Annotated in this window: 19 protein-coding genes; 15 read left to right on the forward strand and 4 right to left on the reverse strand. The window is 51.6% G+C overall.

Going from position 1 to position 20,388, the window contains the following annotated elements:
- Positions 1-34 precede the first annotated feature (34 nt).
- The 4 genes from OGV85_RS08350 to map all read right to left on the reverse strand — a co-directional run bounded on the left by OGV85_RS08350 (position 35) and on the right by map (position 4,967).
- A complete protein-coding gene (locus OGV85_RS08350) occupies positions 35-421 on the reverse strand; it encodes a DUF3461 family protein (protein WP_003018562.1) in 387 nt (128 codons plus the stop codon).
- 109 nt (positions 422-530) lie between these two features.
- The gene (gene dapD, locus OGV85_RS08355) at positions 531-1,355 is read right to left on the reverse strand and encodes a 2,3,4,5-tetrahydropyridine-2,6-dicarboxylate N-succinyltransferase (protein WP_003837532.1); all 825 of its coding nucleotides are present in this window, start codon (positions 1,353-1,355) and stop codon (positions 531-533) included.
- 31 nt (positions 1,356-1,386) lie between these two features.
- Positions 1,387-4,059: a bifunctional uridylyltransferase/uridylyl-removing protein GlnD gene (glnD, locus tag OGV85_RS08360; protein WP_003837534.1), complete on the reverse strand. Its 2,673-nt coding sequence runs from the start codon at positions 4,057-4,059 to the stop codon at positions 1,387-1,389.
- Positions 4,060-4,172: 113 nt separating this feature from the next.
- Complete coding sequence (gene map / locus OGV85_RS08365) at positions 4,173-4,967, reverse strand: type I methionyl aminopeptidase (RefSeq protein ID WP_003018555.1); 795 nt, start codon at positions 4,965-4,967, stop codon at positions 4,173-4,175.
- Positions 4,968-5,416: 449 nt separating this feature from the next.
- On the opposite strand from map, the gene rpsB reads away from it, so the two are divergent.
- From rpsB to rnhB, 15 genes are all read left to right on the forward strand, one after another.
- Positions 5,417-6,142 carry a 30S ribosomal protein S2 gene (gene rpsB, locus OGV85_RS08370; protein ID WP_003018553.1) on the forward strand — a complete coding sequence of 242 codons (726 nt, stop codon included), beginning with the start codon at positions 5,417-5,419 and terminating at the stop codon, positions 6,140-6,142.
- A 136-nt stretch (positions 6,143-6,278) separates the two neighbouring features.
- On the forward strand, positions 6,279-7,130 hold the full coding sequence (gene tsf / locus OGV85_RS08375; RefSeq protein WP_003018551.1) for a translation elongation factor Ts: 852 nt from the start codon (positions 6,279-6,281) through the stop codon (positions 7,128-7,130).
- A gap of 145 nt (positions 7,131-7,275) precedes the next feature.
- Positions 7,276-8,001, forward strand: a complete 726-nt coding sequence (gene pyrH, locus OGV85_RS08380; protein ID WP_003018549.1) for a UMP kinase — start codon at positions 7,276-7,278, stop codon at positions 7,999-8,001.
- Between the two features lie 139 nt (positions 8,002-8,140).
- Positions 8,141-8,698 carry a ribosome recycling factor gene (gene frr, locus OGV85_RS08385; RefSeq protein WP_003018547.1) on the forward strand — a complete coding sequence of 186 codons (558 nt, stop codon included), beginning with the start codon at positions 8,141-8,143 and terminating at the stop codon, positions 8,696-8,698.
- A gap of 110 nt (positions 8,699-8,808) precedes the next feature.
- Positions 8,809-10,005: a 1-deoxy-D-xylulose-5-phosphate reductoisomerase gene (gene ispC, locus OGV85_RS08390; protein WP_048233869.1), complete on the forward strand. Its 1,197-nt coding sequence runs from the start codon at positions 8,809-8,811 to the stop codon at positions 10,003-10,005.
- Positions 10,006-10,192: 187 nt separating this feature from the next.
- A complete protein-coding gene (ispU, locus tag OGV85_RS08395; protein WP_003018543.1) occupies positions 10,193-10,951 on the forward strand; it encodes a (2E,6E)-farnesyl-diphosphate-specific ditrans,polycis-undecaprenyl-diphosphate synthase in 759 nt (252 codons plus the stop codon).
- Positions 10,952-10,963: 12 nt separating this feature from the next.
- Positions 10,964-11,821, forward strand: coding sequence for a phosphatidate cytidylyltransferase (gene cdsA / locus OGV85_RS08400; protein ID WP_003018541.1), 858 nt, complete (start codon positions 10,964-10,966; stop codon positions 11,819-11,821).
- Positions 11,822-11,832: 11 nt separating this feature from the next.
- Entirely contained in the window at positions 11,833-13,185 is a 1,353-nt protein-coding gene (rseP, locus tag OGV85_RS08405; RefSeq protein ID WP_044714937.1) for a sigma E protease regulator RseP, read from the forward strand.
- Between the two features lie 29 nt (positions 13,186-13,214).
- Positions 13,215-15,638: an outer membrane protein assembly factor BamA gene (gene bamA, locus OGV85_RS08410; protein WP_003018536.1), complete on the forward strand. Its 2,424-nt coding sequence runs from the start codon at positions 13,215-13,217 to the stop codon at positions 15,636-15,638.
- A gap of 122 nt (positions 15,639-15,760) precedes the next feature.
- A complete protein-coding gene (gene skp, locus OGV85_RS08415; RefSeq protein WP_003018533.1) occupies positions 15,761-16,246 on the forward strand; it encodes a molecular chaperone Skp in 486 nt (161 codons plus the stop codon).
- 3 nt (positions 16,247-16,249) lie between these two features.
- Entirely contained in the window at positions 16,250-17,275 is a 1,026-nt protein-coding gene (gene lpxD, locus OGV85_RS08420; RefSeq protein ID WP_061547764.1) for a UDP-3-O-(3-hydroxymyristoyl)glucosamine N-acyltransferase, read from the forward strand.
- Positions 17,276-17,378: 103 nt separating this feature from the next.
- A complete protein-coding gene (fabZ, locus tag OGV85_RS08425) occupies positions 17,379-17,834 on the forward strand; it encodes a 3-hydroxyacyl-ACP dehydratase FabZ (RefSeq protein WP_003018528.1) in 456 nt (151 codons plus the stop codon).
- A 3-nt stretch (positions 17,835-17,837) separates the two neighbouring features.
- Positions 17,838-18,626 carry an acyl-ACP--UDP-N-acetylglucosamine O-acyltransferase gene (lpxA, locus tag OGV85_RS08430; RefSeq protein WP_003018525.1) on the forward strand — a complete coding sequence of 263 codons (789 nt, stop codon included), beginning with the start codon at positions 17,838-17,840 and terminating at the stop codon, positions 18,624-18,626.
- On the forward strand, positions 18,626-19,774 hold the full coding sequence (gene lpxB / locus OGV85_RS08435) for a lipid-A-disaccharide synthase (protein WP_003018522.1): 1,149 nt from the start codon (positions 18,626-18,628) through the stop codon (positions 19,772-19,774). The genes lpxA and lpxB overlap by 1 nt, the downstream gene beginning before the upstream one ends.
- Entirely contained in the window at positions 19,771-20,367 is a 597-nt protein-coding gene (gene rnhB, locus OGV85_RS08440) for a ribonuclease HII (RefSeq protein WP_003845817.1), read from the forward strand. Before lpxB ends, rnhB begins: the two co-directional genes overlap by 4 nt.
- Positions 20,368-20,388: the final 21 nt, after the last annotated feature.

Below are 20,388 nucleotides of genomic sequence, written 5' to 3' on the forward strand. Positions count from 1 at the left end.
GCCTTACCCGGCCTACGAACACATTCACTCGCGGTTATTTACGCGTTAGTTTTTCCAGATCGGCTTCAATTTCGCTGATCTTGTTGGTCACGACGCTTTCCAGATGACGTAAATCATCAAGGATCTTGCGTTTAAGATCGACTTCGCTGCGATCGCGCTGGCAGATCTGATCCAGTTCGTCGATCACATAGCGCAGGTTGGGACTGATCTCCTGCACTTCTTTGTAACCCTGGCCGACGCCATCGGCGACAACCGTTTTACGCTGACGGGGATATTTGAACTTCACGCTCTTGGCAAAAAACTCGCCTTTATCCTTCTGGAAATAGATTTTCAGGATATCGTTGTTGGCTTCTTGCCGCAGGCTGTAACGATCAATTTCTTCAGGATTAGTAATGCCCAGACTTTTCAGATTGTCATACATAGCGGTACCCTTAAGCTCACCATAACCATTGAATAATTAACGAAAAGCCTTGTTTATGCCACTCGCAGATGTAAAAAAAGCGGGCTAAGCCCGCTTTTTCAAATCACTGTTAGTCGATGGTGCGTAACAGTTCGTTGATTCCTACTTTGCCACGCGTTTTGGCATCGACTTTCTTCACAATCACCGCGCAGTACAGGCTGTATTTGCCATCTTTCGACGGCAGGTTGCCGGAGACAACCACAGAGCCCGCCGGAACGCGGCCATAATGCACTTCGCCGGTTTCACGATCGTAAATACGGGTGCTCTGACCAATGTACACGCCCATAGAGATAACAGAGCCTTCTTCGACGATCACGCCTTCAACCACTTCAGAACGTGCGCCGATGAAGCAGTTGTCTTCGATGATGGTCGGGTTAGCCTGTAACGGCTCCAGTACGCCACCGATGCCAACGCCGCCGGACAGGTGAACGTTTTTACCAATTTGCGCGCAGGAACCCACGGTCGCCCAGGTATCAACCATCGTACCTTCATCCACATAAGCGCCGATGTTCACGTAAGACGGCATCAGCACGGTGTTACGGGCGATAAACGCACCCTGGCGTACGGCCGCTGGCGGAACCACGCGGAAACCTTCTTTCTGGAAGCGTGCTTCGTCGTAGTTGGCGAATTTCATCGGCACTTTATCGAAGTAACGGCTTTCCGCACCCTCGATAACCTGATTATCGTTAATACGGAAAGAGAGCAGGACCGCCTTTTTCAGCCACTGATGCGTGACCCACTGACCCTCAATCTTTTCTGCGACGCGCAGTGCACCGGAATCCAGTAAAGCAATAACCTGATTCACCGCTTCGCGGGTTACGGTATCTACATTTGCCGGAGTAATGTCGGCACGGCGCTCGAAAGCGGACTCAATAACGTTCTGTAACTGCTGCATTGTTAAACTCTTTCCATAATAAATAAAAACATTACCCTTTATCGTTTGGATTGAGGGCCTCTGTCAACCGTTGATGCACTTCCTGCTGCAGCTCATTATTAAGGGCGCGCCGGTCGGCGGTGGCGATTATGAATAAATCTTCTACTCGCTCGCCAATGGTTGTAATTCGGGCGCCATGCAGCGAAATTCCCAGATCGGCAAAAATCTGCCCGACCCGCGCCAGCAGTCCAGGCTGGTCGAGAGCGATAAGCTCAAGGAATGATTTTCGGTCGGTGTGGGTCGGCAGGAAAGTAACCTCGGTATCGACGGTAAAGTGGCGTAATTTTGCCGGCTGACGACGTGGTTGCGGTGGCTGCCAGCTGCGCTGCGTGATGGCCTGTTCCAGTCCAAAACGGATCGCTTCGTGTCTGTCTGAAGACAGCGGGCTGCCATCCGGTTCCAGCACGATGAACGTATCCATCGCCATCCCATCGCGGGTAGTGAAAATCTGCGCATCGTGGACGCTTAGATTGCGCCTGTCCAGTTCGGCGCAGACGGCGGCAAACAGGTAAGGGCGATCGGGGCTCCAGATGAAAATTTCCGTTCCGCCGCGCGTGGCCTGCGGGCTGAGCAGGATTAGCGGCTTACTGAGATCGTGCTGCAGCAGATGACGCGCATGCCAGGCCAGTTGATTTGGGCTGTGGCGCACGAAATAGTTGGCGCGACAGCGCGACCAGATGTGGTGCAGCGCTTCTTCATCAATGTTGTCCATACGCAGTAGCGCCAGTGCCTGAAGCTGATGATGGCGAACGCGTTCGCGCATATCTGGCGTGTTTTGCATCCCTCGACGTAGCTGTTTTTCCGTCGCAAAGTACAGCTCGCGCAGCAGACTTTGCTTCCAGCTATTCCACAGCGTTTCGTTAGTAGCGCAAATATCCGCGACGGTCAGGCACACTAAAAAGCGCAGACGATGTTCCGTTTGTACTTCTTCAGCGAATTGCTTGATCACTTCCGGATCCTGAATATCACGGCGCTGAGCGGTCACCGACATCAGCAAATGCTGACGCACCAGCCAGACGATCAGCTGCGTTTCACGCGAGTTCAGACCGTGCAGCTCGGCGAATTTGAGCACGTCCTGGGCGCCGAGAACCGAGTGATCGCCGCCGCGACCTTTGGCGATATCGTGGAACAGCGCGGCAATCAGAATTAGCTCCGGCTGTCGCAAGCGCGGCCACAGATCCACGCACAGCGGATGGCGCGGACGGGTCTCTTCGTTAGCAAAACTCTCCAGCTTGAGCATCACACGGATAGTGTGCTCATCCACCGTATAGGCATGAAACAGGTCAAACTGCATTTGGCCGACAATGTGCGACCATTGCGGCATATAGGCCCACAAAACGCTGTGCCGATGCATCGGCAGCAGGCCGCGACTCACCGCGCCCGGATGGCGCAACATACTGAGAAACAGCGAACGCGCTTCCGGAATGTAGCATAGTGGCTGGGTTAAATGACGGCGGGCATGACGCAAATGGCGCAGCGTGGTGGAGTAAATCCCGCTGATCGCGCTGTTACGTACCATGATGTAGAACATCCGCAATATCGCTTCGGGTTTACGGATAAACAGGTCGTCGTTGCGCAGATCGATCAATGTGCCGCGCAGTTGAAAGTCGTCATCAATCGGGCGCGGTTTTTCATCGGCTGGCAGGGCGAGGATCGCTTCGTCGAACAGTTGCAACAGCATATGGTTCAGTTCGCTGACCCGTCGCGTGACCCGGAAATAGTCTTTCATCATCCGCTCGATCGGCTCGTTGCCTTCGCCGCCGTAGTTTAGCCGTTGCGCCACGCTGAGTTGGCGGTCAAACAGCAGGCGGTTGTCGTAACGACTAACGACCAGATGCAGGGCGAAGCGAATCCGCCACAGGATATGCAAACATTCATTCAGTTCGGCGCGTTCTGCCAGCGTCAAAAAGCCGAAGCCGACCATTTCGTCCAGCGAGGTGGCGCCAAAATGGCGACGGGCCACCCATTGCAGAGTATGGATATCGCGCAGGCCGCCGGGACTGCTTTTGATATCCGGCTCCAGGTTGTAGCTGGTGCCGTGATAACGCTGGTGGCGCTGATTTTGCTCTTCCACTTTGGCTGCGTAAAATTTATCGGACGGCCAGAAACCTTCGCTAAAAATATGCTTTTGCAGCTCAAGAAATAACGCCACATCGCCGATAAGCAGGCGTGTTTCAATCAGGTTAGTGGCGACGGTTAAATCTGATAATCCTTCCAGCAGACACTCTTCCAGCGTACGCACGCTGTGCCCAACCTCCAGCCTCACGTCCCATAGCAGCGTTAACAGCTCACCGACTTTTTCTGCCTGCGAATCAGGTAGCTTTTTACGACTGAGGATCAGCAGGTCAATATCGGAGAGCGGATGCAGTTCGCCGCGCCCGTAGCCGCCAACGGCAACCAGCGCCAGGTCGGCAATTTGACCGAAACCGGCTTCAATCCACAGGCGCTGAAGCAACTGATCAATAAATTCGGTGCGGGCCTCAATGAGCTGTTCTGCGGAAATTCCACTGTCAAACGCTTCGCCTAACCAGCTCTGGAAGGTGTCGATATGCGCTTTAATACCGGTGCAGTTGAGGTCGTGCTGTGGCCATGTCCCTGGGTTTTGTGGCTGGCCAGGCAGGGTGGGGAGGGCAGTATTTGCGTGCTGTTCAGGAAGAGTATTCATTATGCGCCACCCATTAAAAAGCCGGATGATGGCGTGAACGCCTTACCCGGCCTACTAAGTAGTACAATTTGTAGGCCTGATAAGATGCGAATGCATCGCCATCAGGCAAAACATTATTCGCCGTGAGTGATGATCGCCGGGATGGTGTCATCCTTGCGTAACGTCAGAATCTCACAGCCGTTTTCCGTCACTACAATAGTATGCTCGTACTGTGCAGACAAGCTCCGGTCTTTGGTTTTCACCGTCCAGCCGTCTTTCATGGTGCGGATGCGGTAATCACCGGCATTCAGCATCGGTTCTACGGTGAACGTCATGCCCGGCTGCAGTACCACACCGCCGTCGTCTGCATCGTAGTGCAGAACCTGCGGCTCTTCATGGAAGCCGCGACCGATACCGTGACCGCAGTATTCACGAACGACAGAGAAACCTTCACCTTCCGCATATTTCTGAATTGCAGCGCCCAGCGTGCGCAGGCGAATGCCCGGTTTCACCATCCGCAGCGCCAGATACAGGCTTTCCTGCGTGACGCGGCACAGACGCTCGCCCAGAATAGTAGGTTTGCCGACGATAAACATTTTCGAGGTGTCGCCGTGGTACTCGTCTTTAATCACAGTCACATCGATGTTGACGATATCGCCGTCTTTCAGAAGTTTGGCGTCGTCCGGGATCCCGTGGCACACCACTTCATTAATAGAGATACACACGGACTTCGGATAGCCGTGGTAACCCAGGCAGGCGGAAATGGCCTGCTGCTCATTCACGATATAGTCATTACAGATACGATCCAGCTCGCCGGTGCTGACGCCCGGTTTAACAAACGGTTCGATCATTTCCAGTACATCAGCGGCCAGGCGGCCAGCGACGCGCATTTTTTCGATTTCTTCAGGGGTCTTGATTGAGATAGCCATGAATTCTGTCCATCAGTGCCGATGATATCGGCAATAATTGTTTAAGTGCTGCCAATGGTATCAGTCCCGCATACGTGCTGCCAAATTGAGAATCATTCTGAACTTTGCCTTTCGTGCCACAGGTGCGTTGGCTGTATTTTTTCACTCCAGTCACTTACTACATGTAAGCTCCTGGAGGTTCAAAAATTTGCCGCCTTCCTGTAACACGAAATTCATCGTTCATTCAGCACACAGTGCCAACAATTATTGGTGTCTATGGCGTATTTGTGGTATAAAGCGCGCCGGACTTCCGATCCATTCGAAGACTACACACGATGGACGGGAGCGACAAATCTCACTTTGTGTAACAACACACACGTATCGGCACATATTCCGGGGTGCCCTTTGGGGTCGGTAATATGGGATGCGTGGAGGCTTAACCCCAACTTTTATATATAGAGGTTTTAATCATGGCAACTGTTTCCATGCGCGACATGCTCAAGGCTGGTGTTCACTTCGGTCACCAGACCCGTTACTGGAACCCGAAAATGAAGCCGTTCATCTTCGGTGCGCGTAACAAAGTTCACATCATCAACCTTGAGAAAACTGTACCGATGTTCAACGAAGCTCTGGCTGAACTGAACAAGATCTCTGCTCGTAAAGGTAAAATCCTTTTCGTTGGTACTAAACGCGCTGCAAGCGAAGCGGTGAAAGAAGCTGCTAACAGCTGCGACCAGTTCTTCGTGAACCATCGCTGGCTGGGCGGTATGCTGACTAACTGGAAAACCGTTCGTCAGTCCATCAAACGTCTGAAAGATCTGGAAACTCAGTCTCAGGACGGTACTTTCGAAAAGCTGACCAAGAAAGAAGCGCTGATGCGTACTCGTGAGCTTGAGAAACTGGAAAACAGCCTGGGCGGTATCAAAGACATGGGCGGTCTGCCGGACGCTCTGTTCGTAATCGATGCTGACCACGAGCACATTGCTATCAAAGAAGCAAACAACCTGGGTATCCCAGTATTTGCAATCGTTGATACCAACTCTGATCCGGACGGTGTTGACTTCGTTATCCCGGGTAACGACGACGCAATCCGTGCTGTGACCCTGTACCTGGGCGCTGTAGCTACTACCGTTCGTGAAGGCCGTTCTCAGGATCTGGCTTCCCAGGCGGAAGAAAGCTTCGTAGAAGCTGAATAATAAGGCACGCTCGTTAGAGCCCTTATAGACCAGGTAGTATCACGTTTGGTTAGGGGGCCTGTATATGGCCCCCTTTTTCACTTTTAAATCTGTGCGGTTTCATGCCGGGCAGATCAAATCTTCCGAGGATTTTAGAATGGCTGAAATTACCGCATCCCTGGTAAAAGAGCTGCGTGAGCGTACTGGCGCAGGCATGATGGATTGCAAAAAAGCACTGACTGAAGCTAATGGCGACATCGAGCTGGCAATCGAAAACATGCGTAAGTCCGGTGCAATCAAAGCGGCGAAAAAAGCAGGCAACGTTGCTGCTGACGGCGTAATCAAAACCAAAATCGACGGCAATATCGCTTTCATTCTGGAAGTTAACTGCCAGACTGACTTCGTTGCTAAAGATGCTGGTTTCCAGGCATTTGCTGACAAAGTACTGGACGCTGCCGTTGCTGGCAAAATCACTGACGTTGAAGTTCTGAAAGCACAGTTCGAAGAAGAACGTGTTGCTCTGGTTGCTAAAATCGGTGAGAACATCAACATCCGTCGCGTTGCTTCCCTGGAAGGCGAAGTTCTGGGTAACTACCAGCATGGTGCTCGTATCGGTGTTCTGGTTGCTGCAACTGGCGCTGACGAAGAACTGGTTAAACAGCTGGCAATGCACGTTGCTGCAAGCAAACCAGAATTCGTTAAGCCGGAAGACGTTTCTGCTGAAGTTGTAGAAAAAGAATACCAGGTTCAGCTGGACATCGCTATGCAGTCTGGCAAGCCGAAAGAAATCGCAGAGAAAATGGTTGAAGGCCGCATGAAGAAATTCACCGGCGAAGTTTCTCTGACCGGTCAGCCTTTCGTCATGGAACCGAGCAAATCTGTTGGTCAGCTGCTGAAAGAGCATAACGCTGACGTAACTGGTTTCATCCGCTTTGAAGTGGGTGAAGGCATCGAGAAAGTTGAGACTGACTTTGCAGCAGAAGTTGCTGCGATGTCCAAGCAGTCTTAATTTTGAAAGGAGCCGCCTGAGGGCGGCTTCTTTTTGTGTCTGGCTTGTAAATTCAGCGAACCGCTATAGTGGTCCTGCTGAAAAGCGACATACAATGTCGCCGGAATTAACTCATCTCATTCGTTGACAGTCTCAGGAAAGAAACATGGCTACCAATGCAAAACCCGTCTACAAACGTATTCTGCTTAAGTTAAGTGGCGAAGCTCTGCAAGGTTCAGAAGGCTTCGGTATTGATGCAAGCATCCTTGACCGTATGGCTCAGGAAATCAAAGAGCTGGTTGAGCTGGGTATTCAGGTTGGCGTAGTGATTGGTGGTGGTAACCTGTTCCGTGGCGCTGGTCTGGCGAAAGCAGGGATGAACCGCGTTGTGGGCGACCACATGGGCATGTTAGCCACCGTAATGAACGGTCTGGCGATGCGCGATGCGCTTCACCGCGCCTATGTGAACGCTCGCTTGATGTCCGCAATTCCTCTGAACGGCGTGTGTGATAACTACAGTTGGGCTGAAGCTATTAGCCTGCTGCGTAACAACCGCGTTGTTATTTTGTCTGCGGGTACCGGCAATCCGTTCTTCACCACCGATTCAGCAGCCTGCCTGCGTGGTATTGAAATTGAAGCGGATGTGGTACTGAAAGCCACCAAAGTCGATGGCGTATTTACTGCCGACCCGGCTAAAGATCCGACGGCGACCATGTACGAACAGTTGACCTACACTGAAGTACTGGATAAAGAGCTGAAAGTCATGGATCTGGCTGCGTTCACGCTGGCTCGTGACCACAAATTACCGATTCGTGTCTTTAACATGAACAAACCAGGTGCACTGCGCCGTGTTGTTATGGGTGAAAAAGAAGGCACGTTAATCACGGAATAATTCCCGTTGCGGCTAAATGCAGGTAATATTCCGCTTTAATGTCGCGGGATACGTCCCTCAAAATTAATCAAGACTATACTTGTCACATCTTGCGCGGCGGGTATGGTCTGACTGAAACAAGCTTTCAAGGATTCGTAACGTGATCAACGATATCAGAAAAGATGCTGAAGTACGCATGGACAAATGCGTCGAAGCGTTCAAAAACCAAATCAGCAAAATTCGCACGGGTCGTGCTTCTCCTAGCCTGCTGGATGGTATTGTCGTGGAATATTACGGCACACCGACTCCGCTGCGCCAACTGGCAAGCGTAACGGTTGAAGATTCCCGTACCCTGAAAATCAACGTGTTTGACCGTTCTATGGGGCCAGCCGTTGAGAAAGCCATCATGGCTTCCGACCTCGGTCTGAATCCAAGCTCTGCGGGTTCCGACATCCGCGTTCCGCTGCCGCCGCTGACCGAAGAACGTCGTAAAGATCTGACCAAGATCGTGCGTGGCGAAGCTGAAGGCGCGCGTGTTGCGGTACGTAATGTACGCCGCGATGCAAACGACAAAGTGAAAGCGTTGTTGAAAGAAAAAGAGATCAGCGAAGATGACGATCGCCGTTCTCAGGACGACGTACAGAAACTGACTGACGCTGCAATCAAGAAAGTTGATGCGGCGCTGGCAGAGAAAGAAGCGGAACTGATGCAGTTCTGATTCGCCTGTACGCTAAAAACGCCGCTTAGAAGGCCTGAGAAGGCTGGATGGCGGCGTTTTGCTTTTTTCTGTCTATATACCTTAAAGGGTAAAATTCTTCTGGATGTCTCATGAAGCAATTAACCATCCTGGGATCAACCGGTTCCATTGGTTGCAGTACGCTGGATGTAGTACGCCATAACCCGGAAAAATTTCGTGTTACTGCGTTGGTGGCGGGTAAAAATGTCGCCCGCATGGTAGAGCAATGCCTGGAGTTTTCTCCTCGCTATGCGGTAATGGACGATGAAAAAAGCGCTGCGTTGGTAAAAGCAGCTCTGCTGGAGCAGGGCAGTCGCACTGAGGTCATGAGCGGTCAGCAGGCTGCCTGTGATATGGCTGCGCTGGATGATGTTGATCAGGTCATGGCGGCAATTGTCGGCGCAGCGGGCTTATTGCCAACGCTGGCGGCAATTCGTGCGAGCAAAAGTATTTTACTGGCGAACAAAGAGTCTCTGGTGACCTGCGGTCGTCTGTTTATGGACGACGTGAAACGTCACAAAGCGCAGCTTTTGCCGGTAGATAGCGAGCATAACGCGATTTTTCAGAGTTTACCGCAACCTATCCAACACAATCTGGGATACGCTGACCTTGAGCAAAACGGCGTCATGTCAGTTCTGCTTACCGGGTCTGGTGGCCCATTCCGTGAAACGCCATTGCGCGATCTGGTCTCTATGACCCCCGATCAGGCATGTCGTCATCCGAATTGGTCGATGGGACGAAAAATCTCTGTCGATTCCGCCACCATGATGAACAAAGGTCTGGAATACATTGAAGCGCGTTGGCTATTTAATGCCAGTGCAAGCCAGATGGAAGTGCTGATTCACCCGCAGTCGGTTATTCATTCGATGGTCCGTTATCAGGATGGTAGTGTTCTGGCGCAGTTGGGTGAACCGGACATGCGTACACCTATTGCCCATACCATGGCATGGCCAGAACGAGTGACGTCCGGTGTTAAGCCTGTCGATTTTTGCAAACTCAGTGCGCTGACGTTTTCTGCACCTGATTACCAGCGTTATCCGTGCCTGAAACTGGCGATGGACGCGTTTGAGCAAGGGCAGGCGGCGACGACCGCACTTAATGCCGCGAATGAAATTACCGTTGCCGCGTTTCTGGCGCAGCAGATCCGATTTACCGATATTGCTGACCTGAATTTATCCGTGCTGGATAAGATGGATTTGCAGGAGCCGCAGAGCGTTGATGACGTGCTGAAGGTTGATGCCATCGCGCGGGACGTCGCCAGAAAAGAAGTGATGCGACTCTCAAGCTGATGATAATCCCTCTACGGAGAATCGTGCTATTTGTTAGCGTTGGGCTTCAGTGATATAGTCTGCGCCACCCGATCGCGGGTATTTGCTTTTTTTCGGTCGGGTAAGCCGTGGTTTGACACGGCTTTTTTGTGGATGGGCTTCAGTATTCCTGAGTACCGTAAATCCTTTCAGGGACTAATAACGCGTTATGTTGTCTGCAACTAAACCATTAAGCGAAAATTTGCCAGCACATGGTTGTCGCCATGTCGCAATTATCATGGATGGCAATGGCCGCTGGGCGAAAAAGCAAGGGAAGATTCGCGCCTTTGGGCATAAGGCCGGAGCAAAATCCGTCCGCCGGGCTGTCTCTTTTGCTGCCAATAACGGTATTGATGCGTTAACGCTGTATGCCTTTAGCAGTGAGAACTGGAACCGACCTGCGCAGGAAGTGAGCGCGTTAATGGAACTGTTTGTGTGGGCACTTGATAGTGAAGTGAAAAACCTGCACCGCCATAACGTACGTCTGCGTATTATCGGGGATATCAGTCGATTTAACTCTCGTTTGCAAGAACGGATTCGCAAATCAGAAGCGATTACTGCCCAGAATACCGGGTTGACGCTGAATATTGCAGCGAATTACGGTGGACGGTGGGATATAGTCCAGGGAGTCAGGCAACTGGCACAACAGGTGCAGGATGGTCTGCTGCGTCCAGAGCAAATCGATGAAGAGATGCTTGGGCAGCAAATTTGTATGCATGAACTGGCTCCTGTGGATTTAGTGATAAGGACTGGGGGAGAACATCGAATTAGTAATTTTCTGTTGTGGCAAATTGCCTATGCCGAACTTTACTTTACGGATGTTCTCTGGCCCGATTTCGATGAACAAGACTTTGAAGGTGCGCTGCATGCCTTTGCTAATCGTGAGCGTCGTTTCGGCGGCACCGAGCCCGGTGATGAAAAAGCCTGATGGGGGTCGCTTTTGCTGAAGTATCGCCTGATTTCTGCTTTTGTTTTAATACCCGTTGTCATCGCGGCGCTGTTTTTGCTGCCGCCGGTGGGGTTCGCCATTGTCACGCTGGTCGTTTGTATGCTGGCCGCCTGGGAATGGGGACAGTTAAGCGGTTTTACCACGCGTACACAGCGAGTCTGGCTGGCGGTTTTGTGCGGGCTATTGCTGGCGCTAATGCTGTTCTTACTGCCGGAATACCATCGCAATATTCATCAGCCGCTGGTTGAAGTATCGCTGTGGGCGTCGCTGGGCTGGTGGGTCGTGGCGCTGTTGCTGGTATTGTTTTATCCCGGCTCTGCGTCGGTCTGGCGTAATTCCAAAACATTACGCATAATTTTCGGCGTGTTAACCATTGTTCCGTTTTTTTGGGGAATGCTGGCGCTACGTGCATGGCACTATGATGAGAATCATTATAGTGGCGCGCTATGGCTGCTGTATGTCATGATCCTCGTTTGGGGAGCGGACTCTGGTGCGTATATGTTTGGTAAGCTGTTTGGCAAACATAAGCTGGCACCGAAGGTTTCTCCTGGTAAAACCTGGCAGGGTTTTATTGGCGGACTCGCCACTGCGGCCGTGATCTCATGGGGTTATGGCATGTGGGCGAATCTTGAAGTTGCGCCTGTCACCTTGCTCATTTGCTCCATCGTTGCAGCCCTGGCCTCCGTGCTGGGTGACCTGACCGAGAGTATGTTTAAGCGTGAAGCAGGTATTAAGGATAGTGGTCACTTAATTCCAGGACACGGTGGTATTCTGGACCGTATTGATAGCCTGACGGCTGCGGTACCGGTCTTTGCCTGCCTGTTGTTACTGGTATTCAGGACGCTCTAACGGATGGTCTTATGCTGAGTATTCTCTGGAATCTGGCTGCATTCATTGTCGCACTTGGTGTGCTTATCACCGTGCATGAATTTGGTCATTTCTGGGTTGCGCGGCGCTGCGGAGTCCGCGTCGAACGCTTTTCCATTGGTTTTGGAAAAGCGCTTTGGCGGCGTACCGATAAATTAGGTACGGAATACGTTATCGCCCTGATTCCCCTCGGCGGTTACGTCAAAATGCTGGATGAGCGCGCTGAACCAGTCGCACCGGAGCTGCGCCATTACGCTTTCAACAATAAAACGGTTGGACAACGCGCAGCCATCATCGCCGCAGGTCCGATTGCAAACTTCCTTTTTGCTATTTTCGCTTACTGGCTGGTGTTTATCATCGGTGTCCCTGGCGTTCGTCCGGTTGTTGGTGAAATAACACCCAACTCGATTGCCGCGCAGGCGCAAATTCAGCCGGGTACGGAACTAAAAGCGGTTGATGGTATCGAAACCCCTGATTGGGATGCCGTGAGATTGCAACTGGTAGCCAAAATTGGCGATGAGCATACGACTCTCAGCGTAGCGCAGTTTGGCAGTAACCAGCGTCAGGACAAAACGCTGGATTTACGCCAGTGGGCATTTGAGCCAGACAAAGAGGATCCCGTCTCCAGTTTAGGGATTCGTCCGCGCGGTCCGCAGATTGAACCGGTGCTGTCAGAAGTGCAGGTTAACTCCGCTGCAAGTAAGGCAGGTTTGCAAGCAGGCGACAGGATCGTTAAAGTCAATGGTCAGCCGCTGACGCAATGGATGACGTTTGTGACGCTGGTGCGCGATAATCCGGATAAGCCGTTAGCGCTAGATATTGAAAGACAAGGAAGTTCCTTGTCTTTAACGTTAACCCCAGATTCAAAACAGGTTAACGGGAAGGCAGAAGGTTTTGCGGGCGTGGTGCCTAAAGTTATTCCTCTGCCTGATGAGTATAAGACTGTACGCCAGTATGGGCCATTCAGCGCCGTCCTCGAAGCCTCGGATAAAACGTGGCAGTTGATGAAGCTGACGGTCAGTATGCTGGGAAAATTGATTACCGGTGATGTAAAACTGAACAACCTCAGTGGGCCGATTTCTATCGCCCAGGGGGCTGGGATGTCAGCGGAATTCGGGATTATTTATTACCTGATGTTCCTTGCGCTTATCAGCGTGAACTTAGGGATAATCAACCTGTTTCCGTTGCCCGTTCTTGACGGGGGGCATCTGCTGTTCCTGGCGATTGAAAAGCTGAAGGGCGGTCCGGTATCCGAGCGGGTTCAAGACTTTAGTTATCGCATTGGCTCTATCTTGCTGGTGTTGTTAATGGGGCTTGCACTTTTCAATGATTTCTCTCGGTTGTAAGAGAGTGTTAGGAAGAACGCATAATAACGATGGCGATGAAAAAGTTGCTCATAGCGTCGCTGCTGTTTAGCAGCGCCACCGTATACGGTGCTGAAGGGTTCGTAGTGAAGGACATTCATTTCGAAGGCCTACAGCGAGTCGCCGTTGGTGCGGCTCTCCTCAGTATGCCGGTGCGCACAGGCGACACGGTTAATGATGAAGACATCAGTAATACCATTCGTGCTCTGTTCGCCACCGGTAACTTTGAGGATGTCCGCGTCCTGCGCGATGGTGATACCCTTCTGGTTCAGGTAAAAGAGCGTCCGACGATTGCCAGCATCACTTTCTCCGGTAATAAATCGGTGAAAGATGACATGCTCAAGCAAAACCTCGAGGCGTCTGGCGTGCGTGTTGGCGAGTCTCTGGATCGCACCACGCTTGCCGATATCGAAAAAGGCCTGGAAGATTTCTACTATAGCGTCGGTAAGTACAGCGCCAGTGTGAAAGCGGTGGTGACGCCGTTGCCGCGTAACCGCGTTGACCTCAAGCTGGTCTTCCAGGAAGGTGTTTCGGCGAAGATCCAACAGATCAATATCGTCGGCAACCATGCCTTCACGACTGACGAACTTATCTCTCACTTCCAGTTGCGTGATGAAGTACCGTGGTGGAACGTGGTGGGCGATCGCAAATACCAGAAACAGAAACTGGCGGGCGACCTTGAAACCCTGCGCAGTTACTATCTGGATCGCGGTTATGCCCGCTTCAATATCGATTCCACTCAGGTCAGCCTGACGCCGGATAAAAAAGGTATCTACATCACCGTTAACATCACAGAAGGCGAGCAGTACAAGCTTTCTGGTGTTCAGGTGAGCGGTAACCTGGCCGGGCACTCCGCCGAAATTGAGACCCTGACGAAGATCGAGCCAGGTGAACTCTATAACGGCACCAAAGTGACCAAAATGGAAGATGATATCAAGAAGCTCCTGGGTCGCTATGGCTATGCCTATCCGCGCGTACAGTCGCAGCCTGAAATCAACGACGCTGACAAAACCGTTAAATTACGCGTAAACGTGGATGCGGGTAACCGTTTCTATGTGCGTAAGATTCGCTTTGAAGGTAACGACACCTCTAAAGATTCCGTTCTGCGTCGCGAAATGCGTCAGATGGAAGGTGCATGGTTAGGCAGCGATCTGGTCGACCAGGGTAAAGAGCGTCTGAACCGTCTGGGTTACTTTGAAACAGTTGATACCGATACTCAGCGTGTTCCGGGCAGACCGGATCAGGTTGATGTAGTCTACAAGGTCAAAGAGCGTAACACCGGTAGCTTTAACTTCGGCGTCGGTTACGGTACCGAGAGCGGCGTGAGCTTCCAGGCTGGCGTTCAGCAAGATAACTGGTTAGGTACCGGTTATTCTGTTGGCATCAACGGCACCAAAAACGACTACCAGACCTATACTGAGTTGTCTGTGACTAACCCGTACTTCACCGTTGATGGTGTGAGCCTGGGTGGCCGTGTCTTCTATAACGACTTTGAAGCGAATGATGCGGATCTGTCCGACTATACCAACAAAAGTTATGGTACAGACGTAACGCTTGGCTTCCCGGTAAACGAATACAACACGTTGCGTGCCGGCCTGGGTTATGTACATAACAAACTGTCCAACATGCAGCCGCAGGTTGCGATGGATCGTTATCTTGAGTCAATGGGCGAGACCAATACCAACAGCTTTGCCGCTGATGACTTCACCTTTAACTACGGTTGGACGTACAACAAACTGGACCGTGGATATTTCCCAACGGACGGTACACGCGTCAACCTGAACGGTAAAGTGACCATTCCGGGTTCTGATAACGAATACTACAAAGTGTCGATGGATACCGCGACCTATGTGCCGATCGATGACGATCACAAGTGGGTGGTTTTAGGACGTACGAAGGTAGGCTATGGCGACGGCATTGGCAGCAAAGAAATGCCGTTCTATGAGAACTTCTATGCAGGTGGTTCCAGCACCGTGCGTGGCTTCCAGTCGAATACTATCGGTCCAAAAGCAGTCTACAAAAACGGTGCTTACGCCAGTGGTTCTGATAATAGTGACTACGAAGAGTGTTCCAACGCAGACGGTAAGGACTGTAAATCGGATGACGCAGTGGGCGGTAACGCCATGGCCGTAGCCAGTCTGGAATTTATTACCCCGACGCCGTTTATCAGTGATAAGTATGCCAACTCGGTCCGTACCTCCTTCTTCTGGGATATGGGTACCGTTTGGGATACTAACTGGCAGGATAGCGCTCAAACACGTGCTATAGGTGTGCCGGACTACAGTGATCCAAGTAATATCCGTATGTCAGCGGGTATCGCTTTACAATGGATGTCCCCATTGGGGCCGTTGGTTTTCTCCTACGCCCAGCCGTTCAAGAAGTACGATGGAGACAAAGCGGAACAGTTCCAGTTTAACATTGGTAAAACCTGGTAATTGTTCTTCGCAAAGGAATGTAGTGGTAGTGTAGCGATGACTTTAGGCGATCTTGCATGGGATCGCCTGGCCACGCAAAGAACTGCACCTTCGGGTGCAAATGGGATGGTAAGGAGTTAATTGTGAAAAAGTGGTTATTAGCTGCAGGTCTCGGTTTAGCGATGGCAACGTCCGCACAAGCGGCTGACAAAATTGCAATCGTCAACATGGGTAGCCTGTTCCAACAGGTTGCACAGAAGACAGGCGTTTCTGCTACGCTGGAAAACGAGTTCAAAGGCCGTGCCAGCGAACTGCAGCGTATGGAATCCGATCTGCAATCTAAGATGCAGCGTCTGCAATCAATGAAAGCAGGTAGCGATCGTACCAAGCTGGAAAAAGACGTTATGGCTCAGCGCCAGACTTTCTCTCAGAAAGCTCAGGCTTTTGAGCAGGATCGTGCGCGTCGCTCCAACGAAGAACGTGGCAAACTGGTTACTCGTATCCAGACTGCTGTGAAATCTGTTGCCAGCAGCCAGAGCATCGATCTGGTCGTTGACGCAAACACCGTTGCATACAACAGCAGCGATGTAAAAGACATCACCGCTGACGTACTGAAACAGGTTAAATAAGTAATGCCTTCAATTCGACTGGCTGATTTAGCAGAGCAGTTGGATGCAGAATTACACGGTGATGGCGATATCGTCATCACCGGCGTAGCGTCCATGCAATCTGCGCAAACTGGCAATATCACGTTCATGGTGAATCCTAAGTACCGTGAACACTTAGGCGTATGCCAGGCTTCTGCCGTAGTAATGACGCAGGACGATCTTCCTTTTGCTAAAAGTGCCGCGTTGGTAGTGAAGAATCCCTATCTGACCTATGCACGTATGGCGCAAATTCTAGATACCACGCCTCAGCCTGCACAGAGCATTGCACCGAGTGCAGTGATCGATGCAACGGCGAAGCTGGGTAATAATGTCTCTGTGGGCGCAAATGCGGTCATTGAGTCTGGCGTAGAACTGGGTGATAACGTCGTTATCGGCGCAGGCTGCTTCGTCGGAAAAAATACTAAAATCGGTGCAGGTTCACGCTTGTGGGCGAATGTGACGATTTACCACGACATTCAGATCGGTGAGAATTGCCTGATCCAGTCAAGCACTGTCGTTGGATCTGATGGATTTGGTTACGCGAACGATCGCGGTAACTGGGTAAAGATCCCGCAGCTTGGTCGCGTGATTATCGGCGATCGCGTCGAGATCGGCGCTTGTACCACCATTGACCGTGGTGCTCTGGACGATACTGTGATCGGTAATGGTGTTATCATTGATAACCAGTGCCAGATTGCGCATAACGTTGTGATTGGCGACAATACGGCAGTAGCCGGTGGCGTCATTATGGCGGGTAGCCTGAAGATTGGCCGTTACTGCATGATTGGCGGCGCCAGCGTGATCAATGGGCATATGGAAATATGCGACAAAGTCACGGTGACTGGCATGGGTATGGTGATGCGTCCTATCACCGAACCTGGCGTCTATTCCTCAGGCATTCCGCTACAACCCAATAAGGTATGGCGTAAAACAGCTGCACTGGTGATGAATATTGATGATATGAGCAAGCGCCTCAAAGCGATTGAGCGCAAGGTTAATCAACAAGACTAAAGCACCGTTTTTGCATGTCTGACTTTTCGGCCTGTCCCATTCATACGATTGCGACAGGCCGTGTTATTATTGCCTTTTAGTATATTTTGACAGGAAGAGTATTTTGACTACTAACACTCATACTCTGCATATTGAAGAGATTTTAGAACTTCTGCCGCACCGTTTTCCGTTTCTGCTGGTTGATCGCGTGCTGGATTTTGAAGAAGGTCGTTTTCTGCGCGCAGTGAAAAATGTATCCGTTAACGAGCCTTTCTTTCAGGGCCACTTCCCGGGTAAACCTATTTTCCCTGGCGTATTGATTCTGGAAGCGATGGCACAGGCTACCGGTATCCTTGCGTTTAAAAGCGTAGGAAAACTGGAACCAGGCGAACTGTATTATTTCGCGGGTATTGACGAAGCACGCTTTAAGCGTCCTGTCGTGCCTGGCGATCAGATGATCATGGAAGTGACTTTCGAGAAAACGCGCCGTGGCCTGACCCGTTTTAAAGGGGTTGCGCTGGTCGACGGTAAAGTTGTGTGCGAAGCAACGATGATGTGTGCCCGTAGCCGGGAGGCCTGATACGTGATTGATAAATCCGCCTTTATTCACCCGACCGCCATTGTAGAAGAGGGCGCCAGCATTGGTGCCAATGCTCACATTGGCCCATTTTGTATTGTTGGACCCCATGTTGAAATTGGTGAGGGTACCGTACTGAAGTCTCACGTTGTCGTGAATGGCCATACAAAAATTGGTCGCGATAACGAGATCTATCAGTTTGCCTCCATCGGTGAAGTTAACCAGGATCTTAAATATGCTGGCGAACCGACCCGTGTGGAAATTGGCGATCGCAACCGCATCCGCGAAAGCGTCACCATTCATCGTGGCACAGTGCAGGGCGGTGGAGTGACGAAGGTGGGCAGCGATAACTTACTGATGATTAATGCGCATGTCGCGCATGATTGTACGGTAGGAAACCGCTGTATTCTGGCGAATAACGCCACGCTTGCCGGACATGTTTCGCTGGATGATTTTGTTATCATCGGCGGCATGACTGCGGTGCATCAGTTCTGCATCATCGGTGCTCATGTGATGGTTGGCGGCTGTTCTGGTGTAGCCCAGGACGTGCCTCCGTACGTTATCGCCCAGGGCAACCACGCGACGCCGTTTGGCGTCAATATCGAAGGTCTGAAGCGTCGTGGATTCACCCGCGAAGCGATTACCGCGATTCGTAACGCCTACAAAGCGTTGTACCGTAGTGGTAAAACGCTGGAAGAAGTGAAACCAGAAATCGCGGAACTGGCGAAACAGTACCCCGAAGTTCAGGCTTTCAGCGACTTCTTTGAGCGCTCAACGCGTGGCCTGATTCGTTAATGACTGAACAGCGTCCTTTAACGATTGCCCTCGTCGCCGGAGAAACCTCCGGCGATATTCTTGGTGCAGGGTTAATCCGTGCACTCAAGGCTCGCGTTCCCAATGCGCGTTTTGTTGGTGTGGCGGGTCCGCTGATGCAGGCCGAAGGCTGTGAAGCCTGGTACGAAATGGAAGAGCTGGCGGTCATGGGCATTGTTGAAGTGCTCGGACGTCTGCGCCGTTTACTGCATATTCGTGCCGACCTCACTCGCCGATTCACCGACTTAAAGCCGGATGTTTTCGTTGGCATTGATGCACCTGATTTCAACATTACCCTCGAAGGGAACTTGAAAAAACAGGGCATTAAAACCATTCATTATGTCAGTCCGTCCGTCTGGGCGTGGCGACAGAAACGCGTTTTCAAAATAGGCAGATCCACCAACATGGTGCTGGCCTTTCTGCCTTTCGAAAAAGCGTTTTATGACAAATTTAACGTCCCGTGCCGCTTTATCGGTCATACCATGGCGGATGCCATGCCGTTGGACCCGGATAAAAACGCGGCACGTGATATTCTGGGCATTCCTCATGACGCTCACTGCCTGGCGCTACTGCCAGGAAGCCGTGGTGCAGAAGTGGAGATGCTCAGCGCCGATTTTCTGAAAACGGCGCAGCTATTACGCCAGCATTATCCGGATCTCGAAGTGGTGGTGCCGTTGGTGAATGCCAAACGTCGCGAGCAGTTTGAACGCATTAAAGCGGAAGTTGCACCGGAGCTTTCCGTACATCTGCTCAATGGTATGGGACGTGAAGCAATGGTGGCCAGCGACGCCGCACTGCTGGCTTCAGGTACCGCCGCGCTGGAATGTATGCTGGCAAAATGCCCGATGGTGGTTGGCTACCGTATGAAACCCTTCACCTTCTGGCTGGCGAAGCGTCTGGTGAAGACTGATTACGTTTCGCTACCTAACCTGTTGGCGGGAAGAGAACTGGTTAAAGAGTTGTTGCAGGAAGAGTGTGAACCGCAGGCGCTGTCGCAAGCGCTGTTGCCGTTGCTGGCGAAGGGTAAAACCAGCCATGCGATGCACGACACATTCCGTGAACTGCACCAGCAGATCCGTTGCAATGCTGATGAGCAGGCAGCGGATGCGGTCCTGGAGTTAGCGCAATGATTGAATTTGTGTATCCGCATACGCATTTAGTGGCGGGTGTGGATGAAGTCGGACGCGGCCCTTTGGTCGGCGCGGTCGTCACTGCTGCCGTCATTCTGGATCCGGCTCGCCCTATTATCGGTCTTAACGACTCAAAAAAACTGTCAGAAAAACGTCGCCTGGCGCTGTTTGATGAAATTAAAGAAAAGGCGTTAAGCTGGAGCCTGGGTCGGGCGGAACCGCATGAAATCGACGAACTGAACATTTTGCATGCTACCATGCTGGCCATGCAGCGTGCGGTTGCGGGTCTGCATATTGTGCCCGAATACGTGCTGATTGACGGCAATCGTTGCCCGGCATTACCGGTACCGTCGATGGCGGTGGTCAAAGGTGATAGCCGCGTGGCGGAGATTAGTGCCGCATCGATTCTGGCAAAAGTGACCCGTGACGCTGAAATGGCGGCGCTGGATACGGTTTTTCCACAGTATGGTTTTGCACAGCACAAAGGTTATCCAACCGCATTTCATCTGGAAAAATTGGCACTGCATGGTGCGACTGAGCACCATCGCCGCAGCTTTGGCCCCGTCAAACGCGCACTGGGACTCTCGTCCTGATTCTTGTGTCGAAGGAATCTG

This window comes from Citrobacter sp. Cf132, from assembly GCF_030333885.1.
Lineage (GTDB): Bacteria > Pseudomonadota > Gammaproteobacteria > Enterobacterales > Enterobacteriaceae > Citrobacter > Citrobacter freundii.

Excerpts from the sequence above, each read along its gene's own strand:
- OGV85_RS08350 (WP_003018562.1), bottom strand. The coding sequence starts at position 421 with ATGTATGACAATCTGAAAAGTCTGGGCATTACTAATCCTGAAGAAATT.
- dapD (WP_003837532.1), bottom strand. The coding sequence starts at position 1,355 with ATGCAGCAGTTACAGAACGTTATTGAGTCCGCTTTCGAGCGCCGTGCC.
- glnD (WP_003837534.1), bottom strand. The coding sequence starts at position 4,059 with ATGAATACTCTTCCTGAACAGCACGCAAATACTGCCCTCCCCACCCTG.
- map (WP_003018555.1), bottom strand. The coding sequence starts at position 4,967 with ATGGCTATCTCAATCAAGACCCCTGAAGAAATCGAAAAAATGCGCGTC.
- rpsB (WP_003018553.1), top strand. The coding sequence starts at position 5,417 with ATGGCAACTGTTTCCATGCGCGACATGCTCAAGGCTGGTGTTCACTTC.
- tsf (WP_003018551.1), top strand. The coding sequence starts at position 6,279 with ATGGCTGAAATTACCGCATCCCTGGTAAAAGAGCTGCGTGAGCGTACT.
- pyrH (WP_003018549.1), top strand. The coding sequence starts at position 7,276 with ATGGCTACCAATGCAAAACCCGTCTACAAACGTATTCTGCTTAAGTTA.
- ispC (WP_048233869.1), top strand. The coding sequence starts at position 8,809 with ATGAAGCAATTAACCATCCTGGGATCAACCGGTTCCATTGGTTGCAGT.
- ispU (WP_003018543.1), top strand. The coding sequence starts at position 10,193 with ATGTTGTCTGCAACTAAACCATTAAGCGAAAATTTGCCAGCACATGGT.
- rseP (WP_044714937.1), top strand. The coding sequence starts at position 11,833 with ATGCTGAGTATTCTCTGGAATCTGGCTGCATTCATTGTCGCACTTGGT.
- bamA (WP_003018536.1), top strand. The coding sequence starts at position 13,215 with ATGGCGATGAAAAAGTTGCTCATAGCGTCGCTGCTGTTTAGCAGCGCC.
- lpxD (WP_061547764.1), top strand. The coding sequence starts at position 16,250 with ATGCCTTCAATTCGACTGGCTGATTTAGCAGAGCAGTTGGATGCAGAA.
- lpxB (WP_003018522.1), top strand. The coding sequence starts at position 18,626 with ATGACTGAACAGCGTCCTTTAACGATTGCCCTCGTCGCCGGAGAAACC.
- rnhB (WP_003845817.1), top strand. The coding sequence starts at position 19,771 with ATGATTGAATTTGTGTATCCGCATACGCATTTAGTGGCGGGTGTGGAT.